Below are 15278 nucleotides of genomic sequence, written 5' to 3'. Positions count from 1 at the left end.
CTTCGATTCGCGTTGCTCATCAGGGGAGACATGATCACTGGAAACGCGACGCCGCTCCCGGGATGGCGCGGCGGCGACGGCAACGCCGCCTACCTGGACAAGACCCTGTGCTACCAGCCCGTCGAACTGGCCCTCAACGAGAGCGTTCCCGGCAAGACGATCTTCTTCCTGTGGTTGCGGGCGGCCATTGCGGGGTTCCTGGCGGGCGTGATCCCCACCTGGATCGGATTCGTCTCGCTGATGTCCGGCCTGGGGTCGTCCAGTCACTCGTACTCGCTGTACGGCGACGAGCCCAGCAGTGCCGACACGGGCGGGGCCGGCTGGTTCGTCTTCGCCTCCCTCGCCTCGTTCGTGGTGTTCCTGCTCGTCCTGCTCATGTCCCGGCTGCCCGAACCGGTCGGCGAATGGCGGGTGTTGCTGCCCGATCGCCCCGACCGCGCGGAGACGGTGTACGCGACGATCCTCCGGACGCTCGGCAGCCGCGGCTACCCCCTCGCTCCCCAGGCGTTCGGCCCCCGCATCACCCTCAACAACCACCCGTACACCGCCTATGTCTCGGTGTTCAACTACGGCAGCAGCCTCTACCTCGGCTGGATGATGTGGCGTTCGCGCCGCGGTACGGAACTGATGGCCCAGTTCATCGGCGACTTCTTCCGTGCCCTCAAGGGCGACAACAGCATCGAACGGCAGATGCTGCGCAGCGAGGGTGCCCGCGCCATGCGGGAGGCCGTCCACCTCGCCTGCCGCGAGGGGCTGATGGTCGCGGTCGAGGCACACCCGGTGCCGACGGCCGGTGGTCCCGCCCCGGGCGTGCCGTCCCCGGGCGTCACCCCGCCGCCGCCCGCGGCGCCGCCCACCGTCCCGCCCGTCCCCATCGTGCCACCGCAACAGCACCAGGACCGGACCCAGGGGGACCGGACCCGGGAGGGCCGGACCCAGGCGCAGCCCCGGGAACAGCAGCCCCGGCACGGCGGTGAGGCCGGTCCCACGGCATGAGTGTCCTGGCCCACGCCGGGCCCGCCGGAGCCTGGGCCTGGGCCGGGCTCCGGCTCGCACCGGAACCGGCGATCCACCGGAACGGTGCCCACGTCGGGCTGCCCGAGGCGCAGCGCCGCCGTGAGGCGGCCGACCTCGAACAGGTCTGGCTGTCGCGGCTCTGGCAGCCCGACGGTCGTGCCTTCGAACTGCGCTACGCCACCGCACCCGGATCCGCCGTGGCCTGCACACTGCTGTGCCGTATGCCCGGCCCCGACGGCCGGACGGCGTCCGCCGCGGCGCTCGCCCTGCGGGACGCGCTGGCCGACTGCCCCCGGCACGTACGGGCCGAGCCGATCGAGGACGTCGGGGAACTGCACACCGCGCTGGTCCCGTTCGGCCAGGTACCGACCCGTCTCGCCGAGGTCCGCAAACGCCTGTCCTGGGCGTGGTTGCAGCGGCAGGACGTCGACTTCCGGTTGGGCGTGGCCGTCGCCCCGCTGGTCGGGGAGGCGGTGAGCTGGGAACCGGTGTGGGAGGCACTGGCCCGCGCCGGCGCCCCCACCGTGGCCGCGGTCTGCCTGGAACCCTGCGCGCCGCCGCCGGAACTCCTCTCCTACCTCGGGTACTTGGCCCGCGAGTACGGCCGCCTCTGCCAGCCCGGCCGGCCCAACCCGGTCTTCACGCAGTACATTCCGCCCGACCCGTTCGCCCTGCGCGCGGCGCCGCTGTACCACGATGCGCTGGCCGCCCTCTCGGGCCGCGCCTACCGCCTGCGGGTCTCGCTGGCCGGTGCCGGTGACGCCGTTCTCCCGCTCGCCGAGCAGGTCGCCGCCACCCTCGCACCGCCCACCGCGAGCCCCGGCGCCGCGGTGGCCCGGGCGGTGGCGCCGCACGAGACGGCGGATGCCTGGACCAACCTCACCGGCATGCAACGCACCTGGCTGGACACCACCTACCGCCAGGAAGTGCCCCAGCCGCTCGGCGAATGGGAGAAGGTCCTCACCGACCTCGTCGACCTCCCACAGGCCGCGGCGGCCTTCCGCTTCCCGTACGAGGTCCCCGGCCGCCCGCCGCTGTTCGCCACCCCTCGGCGGAGCGCCGGGCCTCCGGAAGCGGGCAGCGCGCCCGCCGCCGGCCCCGACCCCTACGCCCCGAACTTCTGAATCCGCCCCGAAATCCCGCCACTTGGAGAAACGCCGTGCAGCCGCTCACGTTCACCTTCGACGCTCCCGCCGACGAGACCGACGACCTGGCCCGCTCCCTCGCCCGTTGGCTCAACGACGACGAGGACCTCGGCGGCGCGGCCCGGTTGCGGATGGTCCCGCCCGCCCCGGGGGAGCAGGGCGGGCTCGCGGACGCCGCCGAGGTGCTGAACGCCGCCGGGCCGGTGCTGGACGCGCTGGTCGCCGCCGTCGGCGTATGGGTGGGCCAGCGGTTCCGCAACCGCAGCGTCAGCCTGAAGGTGACCCGGCCGGACGGCACGCATATCGAGCTGTCGGCGACCGACCCGCGGGACGCCGCCGCGGTCGAGGAACAGCTGCGCCGCTTCCTGGAGCCGGGTCCGGGCGATGCCGACTGAGCAGCCTGCGCAGCACTTCCGGGCGGCGCAGTCCCCGCCCTGGCCGCCGATCGTCCCCGCCCCGGGGCGATCGGCCGCCGTGCTGATCGGCACCGCCACCCAGGTCGTGCCCAGCACCCTGCCGCAACTCCCGCAGGCCGCGGCCGGTGTCACGGCGCTCACCGCCGAACTCACCGGCCCGTACGGCCTCTTCGATCCCAGCACCGTGCATTCCCGGATCGATCCGCCCACCCCCGCCGAGGTGCTGCGGCTGCTGCCGGCGCCCGGCGGGGAACGGCTCGATCTGCTCCTGTTCTCCTTCTCCGGCCATGGCGTTCGGGGCCCGGGCGACCGGCTGTGTCTGGCCCTGCCGGGCACGGTGGACGACGGGAACAGCGCGGAACACACCGCGCTGCCGGTCGCCACCGTCTTCCAGGCACTGGAGTCCGTCCGGGCCCGGCACAAGGTCGTGGTCCTGGACTGCTGCTTCGCCGGCCGTGCGCTGGACGCGCCCGAGGCGGCCGATGTCCACCTCCTCGCGGCTGCCGGCCGTACGAAGCGGGCGCGCACCCCGGAGGGCTACCCGCAGACCGGCTTCACCGCCACCCTGTTGCGGCTGCTGGCCGAGGGAGTGCCGGACGGTCCCGAACACCTCGACCTGACCACCCTCCACCGCCACCTCGATGTCGCCCTCCCCGCGGCCGGCCTCCCCAGGCCCCTGCAACGGGCCTTCGGCGACAGCGGCGACGTCGCCCTGTTCCGCAACCGTGCCCATGGCACCGCGGGCACCCGGCCCGGCCTGCTCGCCCGCGCCCGCTTCGCCGAACGGCTCAAGGCAACGGCCGCCACGGGCGGTCGGCGCAGACTGCGGCATGCGGCGGCGCTCTTCGCGGCGATCGCCTCCGATGCCGCCGCCCACCTCGGTCCGACGGACCCCGACACCCTGCGCTACCGCCACGCCCACGCCTCGGCGACCGGCGCGGCCGGTGAACCGCAGCGCGCCCACGCCCTGTTGCGCGAGACGGTCGCCGCCTGGGAGCCGACGGTCCCGCCCGACGATCCCGGCCTGGCGGCGGCCCGCGCGAGCCTGGACGTCTGGCGGGACCGCGCCGGTGCCACGTCCCCTTCCCCCACGGCCGTCGAGACAGGCACGTAGGAGGCACCCGCCGTCCCCGTGTCGTTACCCGAGCGCCGCCTCCACCCCGGCGGCGAAGTCCAGCACCCTGGCGGCGCCGAGGGACCAGGCACGGGGGGTGGCACGGTGCAGCGTCTGGACGAGCAGCACCGCACCGTGCGGGAGTGGTTCGATGGTCAGCCGTCGGGCCACCTGCCAGGAGTGGTGCCGGTCGGGCCCGGCCGTGGTGGGTGTCAACGCCCGGGCCGTTGCGAGCAGTTGGGCGTTGCTGTTCAAACCGTTCGCGGCCGCGGGGTCGCCCTCGAAGAGAGCGGGGGTGGAGCCGCTGGTCGTGCTCAGTCCGACGGGGGAGGGGAGCGGTCGCATCGTCAGGGGCACCGCGTAGAGCAGGAGGCCCAGTCCGAGGCTGCGACGGATCAACGAGCGTCCGCCGAGCACCGCGGCACGGAGTTCGAAGGGCCTGGGCGTCCGCGCGTCGACGTAGACGAAGCAGTGCGTCGCCGCGGGCATTCCGCTGAACCGCTCGCGCGGTGGGAGCAGACTCCCGGCCGGTACGCCGGTGCTCTCGGCCGGCAGGGTCGTCGCCGACGGTGCGTCGGGCAGGCCGAGTTCGTCCCCCAGGGCCGCGGAGATGTCGGCGGCGGCCGCCTCCGGAGTGGCTTTCCGGCCGGTCCAGGTCGCGATGGGCATGTGCGGTCTCCTCGCCTCGTCAGGAAAGGCCGGTGGCTTCCTGGCGGACCTGGGCCGCCTGCCGCTCCTCGCCCACGGCGTCCAGGAGTTCGCTCAGGCAGTCCAGCGCGGTCCTGCGTTCCGTCCGGAACCGCCCCGGCCGGGCCTGGCCGAGCGCACGCCAGGCATCGGCGGCCTCCCTGGCGTGCACCAGGGCGTCCGCGTGCCGGCCCTGGGTGGCCAGCACATCGCGGGCGGAGTCCGCCTGTTGGGCCTGGCGCAGCAGGGTCTGTGTGCGATCCTCGACGGGGGCCGGCGCCGCGGCCTCCTCGCGGGCGACCCGTCGCCTGCGTACGGTCACGCTGAGGTATCCCACCAGGGCGATCAGCGCTCCGGTGATGACGGCGGAGACCAGTTTGTGCAAGAGATCGTTCACAGCGACACCGTTCACTCACTGAGGACGCGTACCCACGGATACGCGCAGGGGGCGGGCAGGCGCACGACCGGCGGTTCGGCACCTTGTTCGGCCCACTGTCGTGGGAGGTGCTGAAATGACGATGAAACCTCGACGACGTGCGGGCCGGAGGTTTCGAGACGGGCTGCGGAACACATGACCGCGGGGCAGCCGGCGCAAGAGGAACCCCTTGCGTCGACTGCCCCGCGGCGTTGGTGCGTGGACGCCCTACCTGGCTATCGGGCGTCGAACCAGGTGACGCCGTCACCGCCGTCGTGCCCGATGGTCTGCGTCATGACGTTGCCTTCCTGCCAGTACTTCGGGTGCTGCTGCAGGAAGCCGGGGACGGACCGGATCGAGGTCGCGTCGCACGCCAGGTCGGTGCGGATGCAGAAACGCCGGACCGGGACGCCGTCGAACTTCGCCGGGCCGGCGCCCGTGGAGGTGAACCCCAGGGCGCTCCAGCCCTTCGGGACCTTCGCCCAGATGCCGGTGCCCGGCTGCATGGGGTCGGCGTAGAGCATGCCGTTCACCTTCGACCGGGGTATGTCCGTGCGGCCGGCGGCGATCGTCTGGAGCACCTGGTCGGCCACCTGCGCGCCCTGCGAGTAGCCGACGATCGTGAACCGGCCGTTCGGGTCGCGGTGGTAGGTGTTCTCGGCGGCGGCCAGCAGGTTGCGGTATCCCTCGCGGACGCTGGCGTCGAAGCTCGGCGCGGTGACGTCCGGAGCGTTGTGGCCGTTGAGCCAGGGTCCGGCGCTCGCCGGATAGCAGACCGGCACGGGAATGCCGCCGTTGAGGTGCTTGTTGGCGAAGGCGTAGGTGGAGGTGCAGTCGGGCGCGGGCGCCGTCGAGCCCGTGCCGCCGACCTCCAGGTAGTAGTGGTGCACCGGAGCGGCGTGGGAGAAGCTGGGGGTGGCGGCGGTCAGAGCCACGGTGGCCATTGCCGCCCCGGTCGCGCCGATCGCCTTCTTCCATCTGGTGCGCAGGGTCATCGCTCTGTTTCTCCTCGACGAGCTGGTTCCGGAACAACTGCTGGGTGCGGACATGAGGTTAGCCAGGGACGTTGGAATGACGATGAAACGCACGCAGGGATACGGCGCCGTTCCGTCCCGGACGCACTGCCCACTCCGTTTCCGAACGATTCCCGAACAGGCAACGGACGGTGCCCATCTCGACCGTCCCGTGGGTGCCCCTGGGCGGTCACGGGACGAAATCACGGTCGATCAGTCCTGCCATCGGCACGTAATCTCTCCACAACTGCCCAGAAAACAAATGGATTCGGAATATTGGACACCATTGGTCCCAGTCTGTGCCGCTTCCCGTCGATGGTGATCACAACGGGCTCCTCCCCCCTCCCGATCCGCCGCACCTGCGACCAGGGCATGGACGTCTCTCCCGACCCGATCCGCTCCGAGGTCAGCCAGATGTCCCCGAAGTCGATGCGTTCGCCGCTGTCGAGCGCGGCCAGGGCGGGAGGGAGCTGGGCATGGGTGACGGCCCGTCGGATCTCGCGCTCCCACGCCTCCGCGTCCCCGTGCCCCGGTCTGCCCTGGAGCACGATCCGCTTCCGGTCGACGTCGATGAGCGTGTAGGTGCGGGTGGCGCCGGGGCCGGACGCGTCGTGCGGCGGCCGGGTGCGGCGCGGGAACACCGCGGTGGTGTCGTAGCGGACGACATGGATCCGCCCCTTCACGGCGACGGTCATGCCGCGCTCGTACAGATCCAGCCGTGCGCCCGCGCCCGCCCTCGCCGCGTCGGACCGGCCGTACCGGACGAGGGCCGGCAGGTACCGGATCGCCCGGAACAGACCGTTCCGTCCATGGGGTCGGTAGGCGGCCGCCGCATAGGTGGCCAGCCGTCTGCCGAGGTGCGCACGGCCGGCCGCCGCGGAGGTCCGGGCCAACAGCAGTTCCTCACCGCGGGTACGCGGCGTCGGTGGGGTCACGGCTTGGCCCCGGCGAGGCCGGCGTCGGATCCGCGCACGATCATCTCGTGCGTCCGCCTCAGCAGCCGACTCGGCAGCACCCCCAGCTCGTCGGCCAGCCGGCGACGGGTGCGGCCGAACACCGACAGCGCGTCCGCCTGCCGGCCACTGAGGTACAGCGCGCGCATCAGCATCGCGGCGATCGGTTCGTTCAACGGCTGCGCCGCGGCCAGCGCCCACAGCTCGCCGACCGCCTCGGCGTGCCGGCCCAGCCGCAACTGCCAGTCCAGCTTCCGCTGTACGAGGGCGATCCGGCGTTCGGCGAGCCGCAGCCGCTCCAGTTCCGCGAACGGACCCGGCAGCCCGGCCAGCAGCTCCCCGCGGAACAGGTCCAGCGCCTGGGTGCAGACGCGGACCGCCTCGGTCAGCTCACCGGCCCGCTCGGCCGCACCCGCGGCGGTGACCAGCTCCTCCATGCGCGCCGCGTCCACCTCGACCGCGCCGGGGACCAGCCGGTAGCCGCACCGGTCGCGCTGGATCACCGCCTCCGTGCCGTGCCCGACCTGAAGGACCTTCCGCAGCCGGTAGATGTACACCGGCACCACTTTTGTGAGCGGTGGCTCCATCCCCCACACGCCGTCGAGCAGTTCCTCCTGGCTGACCGTCCGGTCCGGGCAGAGCGCCAGCGCCGCCAGCACGGCCTGTTGCCGCAGATGCCCCAGATCCACCGGCTGTCCGTCGCGCCAGGCCCGCAGCGGCCCGAGGACGGAGATCCGCACCCGCGGTTCGCGGGTCCGGCGGGCGGCCGTCCGCTGCTTCGGGATGGCCGCCACCCGGGGGCCCCGGCCGGGCTCGACCAGCCCGCAGTCGAACGCGTGGACGATGGCGGCGGCGCGGTCGCGGAGTTCGAGCTTGGTGAGGACCCGGGCGAGGTGGGTGTCGACCGCGTTCTCGGCGAGGGTGAGCGCGGCGGCGATCTCGCCGTCCGTCAGGCCGTAGCCCACCGCCCGGAGCACCTCGCGCTCCTCGATCGTGAGCGTGGTGACGGTCGGTCGACCGAGGGTCGCGGTCGTCGGCATTGCGGGCTCTCCTGACGTGAGTCGGCCGGGCGGTTGCCGTCGACGCTGGTCCCGGGGCGGTGAAACGGACAGGCCAGCAGACCGGCCGTATCCGGCCGGTAGCCGCGCTAGAGTCCCTCACCTGGGGAAACACACATTGCCGGGGGAAGGCCGTGACCCGTGACGAGTGAGTTCAGCACGCTGCTGAAAAGGCTGCGGCGTGAAGCGAACATGACGCAGGAGGCGTTGGCGGAGCGCGCCGGAGTGGGCGTCCGCACCATCCGTGGGCTGGAGACCGGCGAGCGCGCCGACCCTCGCGTGACCACCGTGCGGCTCCTGGCCGACGCGCTCGGGCTGCGTCCCGAGGAACGCGAGCGGCTGCTGGCGTCCGCCGTCCGCCGGACCGCGGACGCCGACCCTCCGGAAGAACCGGCCGCCTTCGCCGAGGCGCCCGCCGCCGAGCCGCCCGCCGCGGGCCCGTCCGGTTCGCCGCTGCACGAGACCCTGGCCGACGTCGCCGAACAGGTCGCACAGACGGTGGCCGCCCGCTGGCGCCGCGAGGAGGAGCAGCGGCAGGTCCACGACCCCTATCCGCTGCCGGTGCGCTGGCGGCCGGTCGCCGAGGAGCTGACCGACCACTGGGCCAACATCCGCCGGATGCCCCCCGGGAGCACCCACGAGCCGCTGGACCTGAGCGGGCAACTGGACGCGATCGTGGACGTCCACCGGCGGATCCCGTCCGGGCGGCTGGTCGTGCTCGGCCGCTCCGGCTCGGGGAAGACGATCCTCACCGTCCGGTTCGTCCTGGACCACCTGAAGTCCAGGGGCCGGGCCGACGCCGTACCGGTGATCTTCAGCATCGGCTCATGGGACCCGACCGCCATCACACTCCGGGACTGGCTGGCCGCACAGCTGACGCGGGACCACCCCGGCCTCGCCGCCCCGGGCCCCGGCGGACCGAGCCTGGCCGCCGCCCTCGTCGAGACCGGCCGGATACTCCCCGTGCTGGACGGCTTCGACGAGATCGCCGACGGCCTGCGCCGCCCCGCGCTGGAGGCCCTCAACGCCACCGCGCTGCCGCTGCTGCTGACCAGCCGTCCGTCCGAGTACGCCGCCGCGGTGGCCGAGACCGATGTGCTCACCTCCGCGGCCGCGGTGGAACTGACCGACCTCACCCTGGACGATCTGGCCGACTACCTGCCGCGCACCACCCGCAAGGCCCGCGGCCGGAACCGCTCGGCGTCCGCCTGGGACCCCGTGCTGACCGAACTGCGCGAGCGCCCGGACAGCCGGGCCGGCGCCAACCTCGCCGCGGTGCTGACCACCCCGCTGATGGTCACCCTCGCCCGCGCCGTCTACAGCAACACCCCCGACCACGACCCGTCCGCGCTGCTGGACACCCGGCGCTTCGGCACCCCCGAGGAGCTGGAGGACCACCTTCTCGACAACTTCACCACCACCGTCTACCGCCCGCGGCCCGACCACCGGCCCGGCAGCGGGTCGCTCCGCACCTGGGACCCGGAACGCGCCCGCTACTGGCTGGGCTACCTGGCCCACCACCTCAACCGGCTCGACACCCCCAACCTCGAATGGTGGCGCCTGGGCCACGGCATGCGCCGCACCACCCGCACCCTGGTGACCGCGCTGGTGATCTGCCTGGCCATCGCGCTCGTCGACGGCGTCGTCGGCATGCTCTTCGACTCCGTGGCGTTCCAACTCGTCGACGGCCTGGTGGCGGGACTGCTCTCCGGGCTGCTGTTCGGGATCGTGTACTGGTTCATGGTCGCGGCCAGGGACGCGGCCGTGCAGCCGTCGGGCGTCCGCATGAAGATATTCGGCCGGGAGGCCAGGGCCGGCCGGCGCCCGCTGCGCCACCTGATGATCGGGGTGCTCTGCGGCCTGGTGTTCGGCGCCGGTTACGGCTTCGTCCGCGGGGCGATCAACGGCGCCCGCTTCCACGTCGGCCTCCCCGCCATCCTCGCCGGCAGCCTCGGCGACGGCCTCATCTACGGCCTGATGCTCGCGCTCGCGGCCGGCCCGACCCTCGGTCTGCTCGCCCTCTTCGAAACCCCCCTCGACATCCGGTCCGCCGTCAATCCGGTCAGCCTGCTGCGGACCAACGGCCGTACCGTCGCCACCCAGCTCCTCATCTGGGCCCCGACCTTCGGCCTCCTCGTCGGCTTCGGATCCATGCTGGTGATCCAGCCCCTGTCCGCGCTCCTGGGCCCGGTCGTCTGGAATCTCAACGCCGCACTCAAACTCGGCATCATCAGCGGCCTCGGCGCCGGCCTCGGCTACGGGCTCAGCCTGACCGCCTGGGGCCATTGGACGGTCTTCGCCCGCATCTGGCTGCCACTGACCGGCCGCCTGCCCTGGTCCGTGGTCGCCTTCCTGGAGGACGCCTACCAACGAGGGGTCCTCCGCCAGGCCGGCGCCGTCTACCAGTTCCGCCACGCCCGCCTCCAACACCACCTCGCCGCGGCGTACCGCCCGCGGCGTCCCGACGCGGCGGATCGCGGACCGGCCACTCCCGATTCGACTGCCGATTCCCCCGACAAGCCCGACGAACAAGGCGACCCTGGCGCAAGGCGCTGAAATCCCGATGAAATCCCGAGGCCGGGCCGGGCCGGGCCAGGCCGGGGCGGCCCGGCCCGGGGCGGTCAGCTCAGGTTGGTCAGGGGAAGCAGGTCGCGCTCGGCGAAGACCTTCTTGGCGACGAGGGTGGCGTTGATCGACCGCGGCATACCGCAGTACACGGCGGAGTGCAGTAGGGCCTCGGTGATCTCGGTGGCGGCCAGGCCGACGTTGAGCGCCGCGTTGATGTGCACCTCCAGCTCGATCTCGCAGCCCCCGAGCGCGGCGAGCACGCCCAGCGTCACCAACTGCCGCTCGCGCGGGGGCAGCTCGGGCCGCGCGTACATGTCGCCGAACGCCCAGGCGACGACCTGGTGGCCCAGCTCCGGCGAGGTGTCCGCGAGGGAGTCGACGATGCGCTGCCCCGCCTCGCCGTCGACCTGCTCCAGCACCTTCATGCCGTACGCGTAGCGCTCTTCGCGGTTCATGGGGATCTCCTCCGGGATCGGGTGTGCGCTCCGGTCGTCCGGCCGGTGCGTTGTCTCCAGACTGGCCGGAAAGCCGTCCGCATCTGCCCGGTGGGCATGACTGGCTATAGTTGCCATGCCTGGGAGGTATGGCAGGGGGAGGCATGGATGGAGCTGCGGCTACTCGGTTATGCGGTCGCGATCGCGGAAGAGGGCAGCATCAGCGGGGCGGCCCGCCGGCTGCATCTGACGCAGCCCACGCTCAGTCGTCAACTGCGCGAGATGGAAAGGCAGTTGGGTGCCCGGCTGTTCATCCGGGAGGGACGCGGGCTGACGCCGACGCAGGCCGGGCAGGTGCTGGTCCGGCGTGCGGTCACCGTGCTCGCCGAGGCGGAGGCCGCACTGGAGGACGTGCGACTGGCCGCGCGGGGCATGACCGGCCGGCTGACCGTGACCTTCGCCGGCTCGGGCATCAACGGGCCGCTCGGCGCCGCACTGAGCCGACTGCGGCGCGAACTCCCCCGTGTGGACCTCCAGTTGGCGGAGAGCTTCAACGACGCCGAGATGTCGACCGGCGTGCTGGAGGGGCGTTACGACCTCGCCGTCCAGCGCCTCCCGATGCGCGACGCCCGGCTGGCCACCCAGGTCTGGTGGCGCGAACCGCTCACCCTCTTCCTGCCCGCCGGCCACCCGCTGGCCTACCCCGCCGAACCTGCTCCGCTCACTGCACTGGGCCAGATCCCCCTGGTCATCTGGCCCCGGGAGGTGTCACCACGGTCCTACGACGAGATCATCGCGCTCTGCCACGGCGCCGGCGTCGTGCCGCGGATCAGCGCGGCGGGCCGTAGCGTGCAGACGCTGCTGGCCCTGGTCGCCGCCAAGTTCGGCGCCGCGGTCCTCGCCGACTCGCACCGCGCCCTGCGCCGCGTCGGGGTGACCCCGCGACCGCTGGCGGACACCTCGACCACCCTGCACCTCGTCTGGCGCGCCGACGACACCAACCCGCTCGGCGAACGGATCCGCACGATCCTCACCGAGGCGGTGGGCGGCGCCTGACCCACAGCTGTCCGTGATGCGCTGTGCCGGCGCGTTCCACTCGGGCTCCGGACTCCGGCCTCCGGACTCCGGGCTCACCCGCCGGCGCTCGCCGCCAGCTTCGGGACGAAGGCGGCGGCGTCGACCGTGCCGAGTCCGGACGCCAGGTCGTAGCCCGGCGTCGCCGCGAACCCGTCGGGGCCGTTGTCCCCCTTGGTGATGTCGATGATCCCGTTGCGGGGATCGGCGGCGAGGCCGTACAGCTGCCGGTGGATGCCGCCGAGCCGACGGCCGGCCTGCTGGTTGGCGAGCGCCACCAGCGCCGCGAACATGGGGGCGGCCTCGCTGGTGCCGCCGACCGGTAGCCAGCCCGCGCCCGCGGGCAGAAACCCCTGGTAGACAAGGGTGCCGCCGGATGCGGAGCTGTCCATGGAGATGTCCGGAGTACCGCGCCGCCCACCGACCACGGCCGCCACCGCGTCCTGGTATCCGGGGCGGGCGAAGGTCTGGGAGAGGCCACCGCCGGTGGCGCCGCCCTGGTCGTGCCAGACGGTGTCCGGGCCGGTCCGCCGGCCGAGTTCGTCCAGATGCAGACGGGAGCCGCCCACGGCGAGCACGCTGGGGTCGGAGGCCGGCCAGGAAACGGACCGGACCCGCTCGCCGCGCGGCCCGACGGGCGGCGCCGCCCCGGAGTCGCCGGTACTGGCCGTCAGGGTGGTGCCACGCGCCACGACTGCGGCCAACGCGCTGCTGAACGACGCCAGGTCGCGGACGGGTGCCCGGCTCTTCCCGGCGGCGGTGTACTCCTCGACGCCGAAGCTGATCGAGATCGCGTCGGGCCGGTGCGTGCGCACGCTCTGCGCGATGCCGTCGAGGATCAGCGCCGCACCGACCTTCGCCGACTGCCTGGCCGCCCGGTCGGCCTCGGCCTCGGGGACGGCCGGGGCCGTGCCGGACGTGGGGGAGGGGGAGGCGAAGGCGCGACTGGGCAGGCCGATCTGGGTGACGACGACCTTCGCACCGGGCGCCAGCATGTGCACCATCTGGGTGTCGAGGGTGGTCTCCATGGCGGCGCCGGCCATCCGTGCGTTGTGCGCGTCGAACGGCGCGATGTCCCCGGCCGGGGCGTACCGGTCGACGGCCAGATCCGGCGGCGGCAGATGCATGGCCGCGCTGAAGGTTTCGAGATCCCTCTTCAACGTGTCGGGCACGACCTCCTCGTAGACCACGACGGTGCGCCCGCGGCCGGTGAGTCCGGCGGAGTTGAGCCGGTCGACGCCGTATGCCCGGCGCACCAGGTCGGCGGTGTAGCAGGCGGTACCGAGCGTGCGGCGGCAGGTGGCCTGCGACGGGACGTGCCGGAACGGCCGGGCGCTGGTCCGCGGCGAACCGGACGCCGACGAGGGCGCCGACGAGGCGGCACGCGCCACCGCCGAGGGCACCGGACCGGCCGGTCCGGGGGCGCCGCCGGCACAGCCCGGGACGGTGACGACCAGGGCCGCGACCGACGTCGCCGCGAGGGCACGGCGCAGACGGCGGGTGGCTGCCAGGCTCGGGGTGAGCACACTCCGATCATGACCACGGCGAGGTCGCGGCGCTCCCTGCGCTGGTCCGTACAGGCCCGCCGCCCCGCCCCGGCCCACCGGACCGCCGCCACGGCCTGGTCTACGAACCCGTCGGTACGGCTCCACCGCCGAACATCGCCGCGCCCTCCCGGCCCGTTGCCTGGTTCTCGGCGACATAGGGCCGCAGCTCCGCCTCGTAGGCGGCGAACGCGGTCGGGTGGTCGCCGCCCGCCAGGGCCAGCTGACGGGCCAGTGTGCGGGCGCCGATCAGTGCCTGGGAGGTGCCCATGCCGCTGGTGGGCGCGGCGCAGTACCCCGCGTCGCCGAGCAGCGCGATCCGGCCCCGCGACCACGTGTCGAGTTGGATCTGGCAGGTGGAGGAGAAGTAGAAGTCGTCCGCCGCGGTCATCGCCGCGAGCAGCCGCGGCGCCTCCCAGCCGTGCCCGGCGAACGCCTCCCGCACGGCCCGCTCCTGTTCCTCGCGGCCCCGCCGGTCCAGTTCGGGCGAGGCGGTGGCGAAGGACAGGCTGACCCCCAGGACGTCCGGATCGGCGGCGCTGAACGCGTAGATCGCCGTGCTGCCGCTCTGGCACAGCACTCCGCTGTGGTCGAGGCCGAGGTGGTTGGCCGTGGTGAACCCGGCGCCGGACATGCCCAGGTGCCGCACGGCGTCCTGGTGCGGGCCGAAGGCGAGCCGGCGGACGTTGGAGTAGACGCCGTCCGCGCCGATGACGAGGTCGAAGCGCCGGGCCGCCGCCCGCTCGAACTCGACCGCGACGCCGGTGTCGTCCTGGGCGAGCGCACTGATCGAGTCGTCGAAGACGTACTCCACGTCGGCCGCGGTCACCCGGTGCAGGATCCGGGTGAGTTCCCGCTTGGGCACTTCGAGCTCGCCGGCGAACACCTCGGCGGGGAGCCGCCCGGTCTCGGCACCCGTCCCGTCGACCAGCGTCGTGCCGCGCATCCGCGTGTCGTGCCCGCGGATCTCGTCGAGAACGCCCATCTCCTCCAGCACGTCGAATGCCGCACCGCGGAAGTCGATCGCATATCCGGTGTCCCGGAGGTCCGGTGCGCGCTCGACCACGGTCACCTCGTAGCCGTCGCGCCGCAGGAAGTGGGCCAGGGCCGGACCGGCCACGCTGGCGCCCGAGATCAGAACCTTCGTCGTCGTCATGGGAATGACCGTAGCGCGCTCTTGACCATTTGGTCAAACCAAATGGATGAACCGATTGGGCAAGCCTTCGCTATGCTGTGCGCCATGGGAAACCGAGAGGATTTGCTCGCCGGGGCCAAGCAGTGCCTGGTCGAACGCGGCTGGGCCCGCACCACCGTCCGGGACATCGCCAACGCCGCCGGTGTCAGCCACGCCGCCATCGGCTACCACTTCGGCTCCAAGGACGCGCTGCTCACCCAGGCACTGGTGCAAGCGGTGGACGAACTCGACGACGAACTCCGCCCCCAGGCAACGGGGGACGAGCCGGCGGACCGCTGGCAGGCACTGATCGACAGCTTCACCACCCACCGGGCGTTGTGGGTGGCCCAGTTGGAGGCCGCGGTGCAGGCCGAGCGGTCGCCGGAGGTCCGCGCCCATCTCGCCGAGGGGCAGCGCCAGGGCCGCGAGGGACTGGGCGGTTCGGTACCGCTCGCCTTGCTGACGGGGCTGATGATGCAGTGGCTGATCGACCCGGAGCACGCGCCGTCCGGCGGTGACGTGGTCCACGAACTGCGCTCGCTCGCCGGCGATTCCTGAGGCGCTGGCCGCGCCCGCCGTCGTGGTGTCGTCGCAGGCCGGACACCAGGTCGACGAGACCGTGGGGCGCATCGAGGCGGCCGGAGGTCGGGCGTTCGCCGGGGCCGT

General features: G+C 73.0%; 15 protein-coding genes. 7 read left to right on the top strand and 8 right to left on the bottom strand.

The annotated features are described in order from the left end of the window. The first annotated feature begins 30 nt into the window (after nucleotides 1-30). The 4 genes from K2224_RS20405 to K2224_RS20390 are packed head-to-tail and all read left to right on the top strand — an operon-like array spanning nucleotide 31 to nucleotide 3692. The gene (locus K2224_RS20405; RefSeq protein ID WP_221907946.1) at nucleotides 31-996 is read left to right on the top strand and encodes a hypothetical protein; all 966 of its coding nucleotides are present in this window, start codon (nucleotides 31-33) and stop codon (nucleotides 994-996) included. Further along, the gene (locus K2224_RS20400; protein ID WP_221907945.1) at nucleotides 993-2141 is read left to right on the top strand and encodes a hypothetical protein; all 1149 of its coding nucleotides are present in this window, start codon (nucleotides 993-995) and stop codon (nucleotides 2139-2141) included. Before K2224_RS20405 ends, K2224_RS20400 begins: the two co-directional genes overlap by 4 nt. A 35-nt stretch (nucleotides 2142-2176) precedes the next feature. Further along, nucleotides 2177-2557: an effector-associated constant component EACC1 gene (locus K2224_RS20395; RefSeq protein WP_221907944.1), complete on the top strand. Its 381-nt coding sequence runs from the start codon at nucleotides 2177-2179 to the stop codon at nucleotides 2555-2557. Beyond that, nucleotides 2547-3692 carry a caspase family protein gene (locus tag K2224_RS20390; protein ID WP_221907943.1) on the top strand — a complete coding sequence of 382 codons (1146 nt, stop codon included), beginning with the start codon at nucleotides 2547-2549 and terminating at the stop codon, nucleotides 3690-3692. The genes K2224_RS20395 and K2224_RS20390 overlap by 11 nt, the downstream gene beginning before the upstream one ends. A 24-nt stretch (nucleotides 3693-3716) precedes the next feature. On the opposite strand, the gene K2224_RS20385 is transcribed toward K2224_RS20390, so the two are convergent. The 5 genes from K2224_RS20385 to K2224_RS20365 all read right to left on the bottom strand — a co-directional run bounded on the left by K2224_RS20385 (nucleotide 3717) and on the right by K2224_RS20365 (nucleotide 7800). Continuing rightward, nucleotides 3717-4361 (bottom strand): hypothetical protein, encoded by a 645-nt coding sequence (locus K2224_RS20385; protein ID WP_221907942.1) that lies wholly within the window; start codon nucleotides 4359-4361, stop codon nucleotides 3717-3719. A 19-nt stretch (nucleotides 4362-4380) separates the two neighbouring features. Next, nucleotides 4381-4776, bottom strand: coding sequence for a hypothetical protein (locus K2224_RS20380; RefSeq protein ID WP_221907941.1), 396 nt, complete (start codon nucleotides 4774-4776; stop codon nucleotides 4381-4383). Between the two features lie 254 nt (nucleotides 4777-5030). After that, a complete protein-coding gene (locus K2224_RS20375) occupies nucleotides 5031-5789 on the bottom strand; it encodes a PE-PPE domain-containing protein (protein ID WP_221907940.1) in 759 nt (252 codons plus the stop codon). Nucleotides 5790-6010: 221 nt separating this feature from the next. After that, on the bottom strand, nucleotides 6011-6742 hold the full coding sequence (locus K2224_RS20370; protein WP_260692836.1) for a DUF6585 family protein: 732 nt from the start codon (nucleotides 6740-6742) through the stop codon (nucleotides 6011-6013). After that, nucleotides 6739-7800: a BTAD domain-containing putative transcriptional regulator gene (locus K2224_RS20365; protein WP_221907938.1), complete on the bottom strand. Its 1062-nt coding sequence runs from the start codon at nucleotides 7798-7800 to the stop codon at nucleotides 6739-6741. Before K2224_RS20365 ends, K2224_RS20370 begins: the two co-directional genes overlap by 4 nt. A gap of 159 nt (nucleotides 7801-7959) precedes the next feature. Here K2224_RS20365 and K2224_RS20360 point away from each other — a divergent pair, with 159 nt between their 5' ends. Beyond that, nucleotides 7960-10374 carry an NACHT domain-containing NTPase gene (locus tag K2224_RS20360; protein WP_221907937.1) on the top strand — a complete coding sequence of 805 codons (2415 nt, stop codon included), beginning with the start codon at nucleotides 7960-7962 and terminating at the stop codon, nucleotides 10372-10374. Between the two features lie 65 nt (nucleotides 10375-10439). On the opposite strand, the gene K2224_RS20355 is transcribed toward K2224_RS20360, so the two are convergent. Continuing rightward, nucleotides 10440-10841, bottom strand: a complete 402-nt coding sequence (locus K2224_RS20355; RefSeq protein ID WP_221907936.1) for a carboxymuconolactone decarboxylase family protein — start codon at nucleotides 10839-10841, stop codon at nucleotides 10440-10442. A gap of 147 nt (nucleotides 10842-10988) precedes the next feature. Here K2224_RS20355 and K2224_RS20350 point away from each other — a divergent pair, with 147 nt between their 5' ends. Continuing rightward, nucleotides 10989-11876, top strand: coding sequence for a LysR family transcriptional regulator (locus K2224_RS20350; protein WP_221907935.1), 888 nt, complete (start codon nucleotides 10989-10991; stop codon nucleotides 11874-11876). 74 nt (nucleotides 11877-11950) lie between these two features. Here K2224_RS20350 and K2224_RS20345 read toward each other — a convergent pair whose 3' ends face one another. Together K2224_RS20345 and K2224_RS20340 are read right to left on the bottom strand one after the other, a co-directional pair. After that, on the bottom strand, nucleotides 11951-13420 hold the full coding sequence (locus K2224_RS20345) for a S8 family serine peptidase (protein ID WP_221907934.1): 1470 nt from the start codon (nucleotides 13418-13420) through the stop codon (nucleotides 11951-11953). A 100-nt stretch (nucleotides 13421-13520) separates the two neighbouring features. Further along, nucleotides 13521-14594: an FAD-dependent monooxygenase gene (locus K2224_RS20340; protein WP_221907933.1), complete on the bottom strand. Its 1074-nt coding sequence runs from the start codon at nucleotides 14592-14594 to the stop codon at nucleotides 13521-13523. An 84-nt stretch (nucleotides 14595-14678) separates the two neighbouring features. On the opposite strand from K2224_RS20340, the gene K2224_RS20335 reads away from it, so the two are divergent. Next, nucleotides 14679-15170 (top strand): TetR/AcrR family transcriptional regulator, encoded by a 492-nt coding sequence (locus tag K2224_RS20335; RefSeq protein WP_260692835.1) that lies wholly within the window; start codon nucleotides 14679-14681, stop codon nucleotides 15168-15170. Nucleotides 15171-15278: the final 108 nt, after the last annotated feature.

Source organism: Streptomyces sp. BHT-5-2, assembly GCF_019774615.1.
Taxonomy (GTDB): domain Bacteria; phylum Actinomycetota; class Actinomycetes; order Streptomycetales; family Streptomycetaceae; genus Streptomyces.
This window is presented reverse-complemented; position numbering and strand designations above follow the sequence as displayed.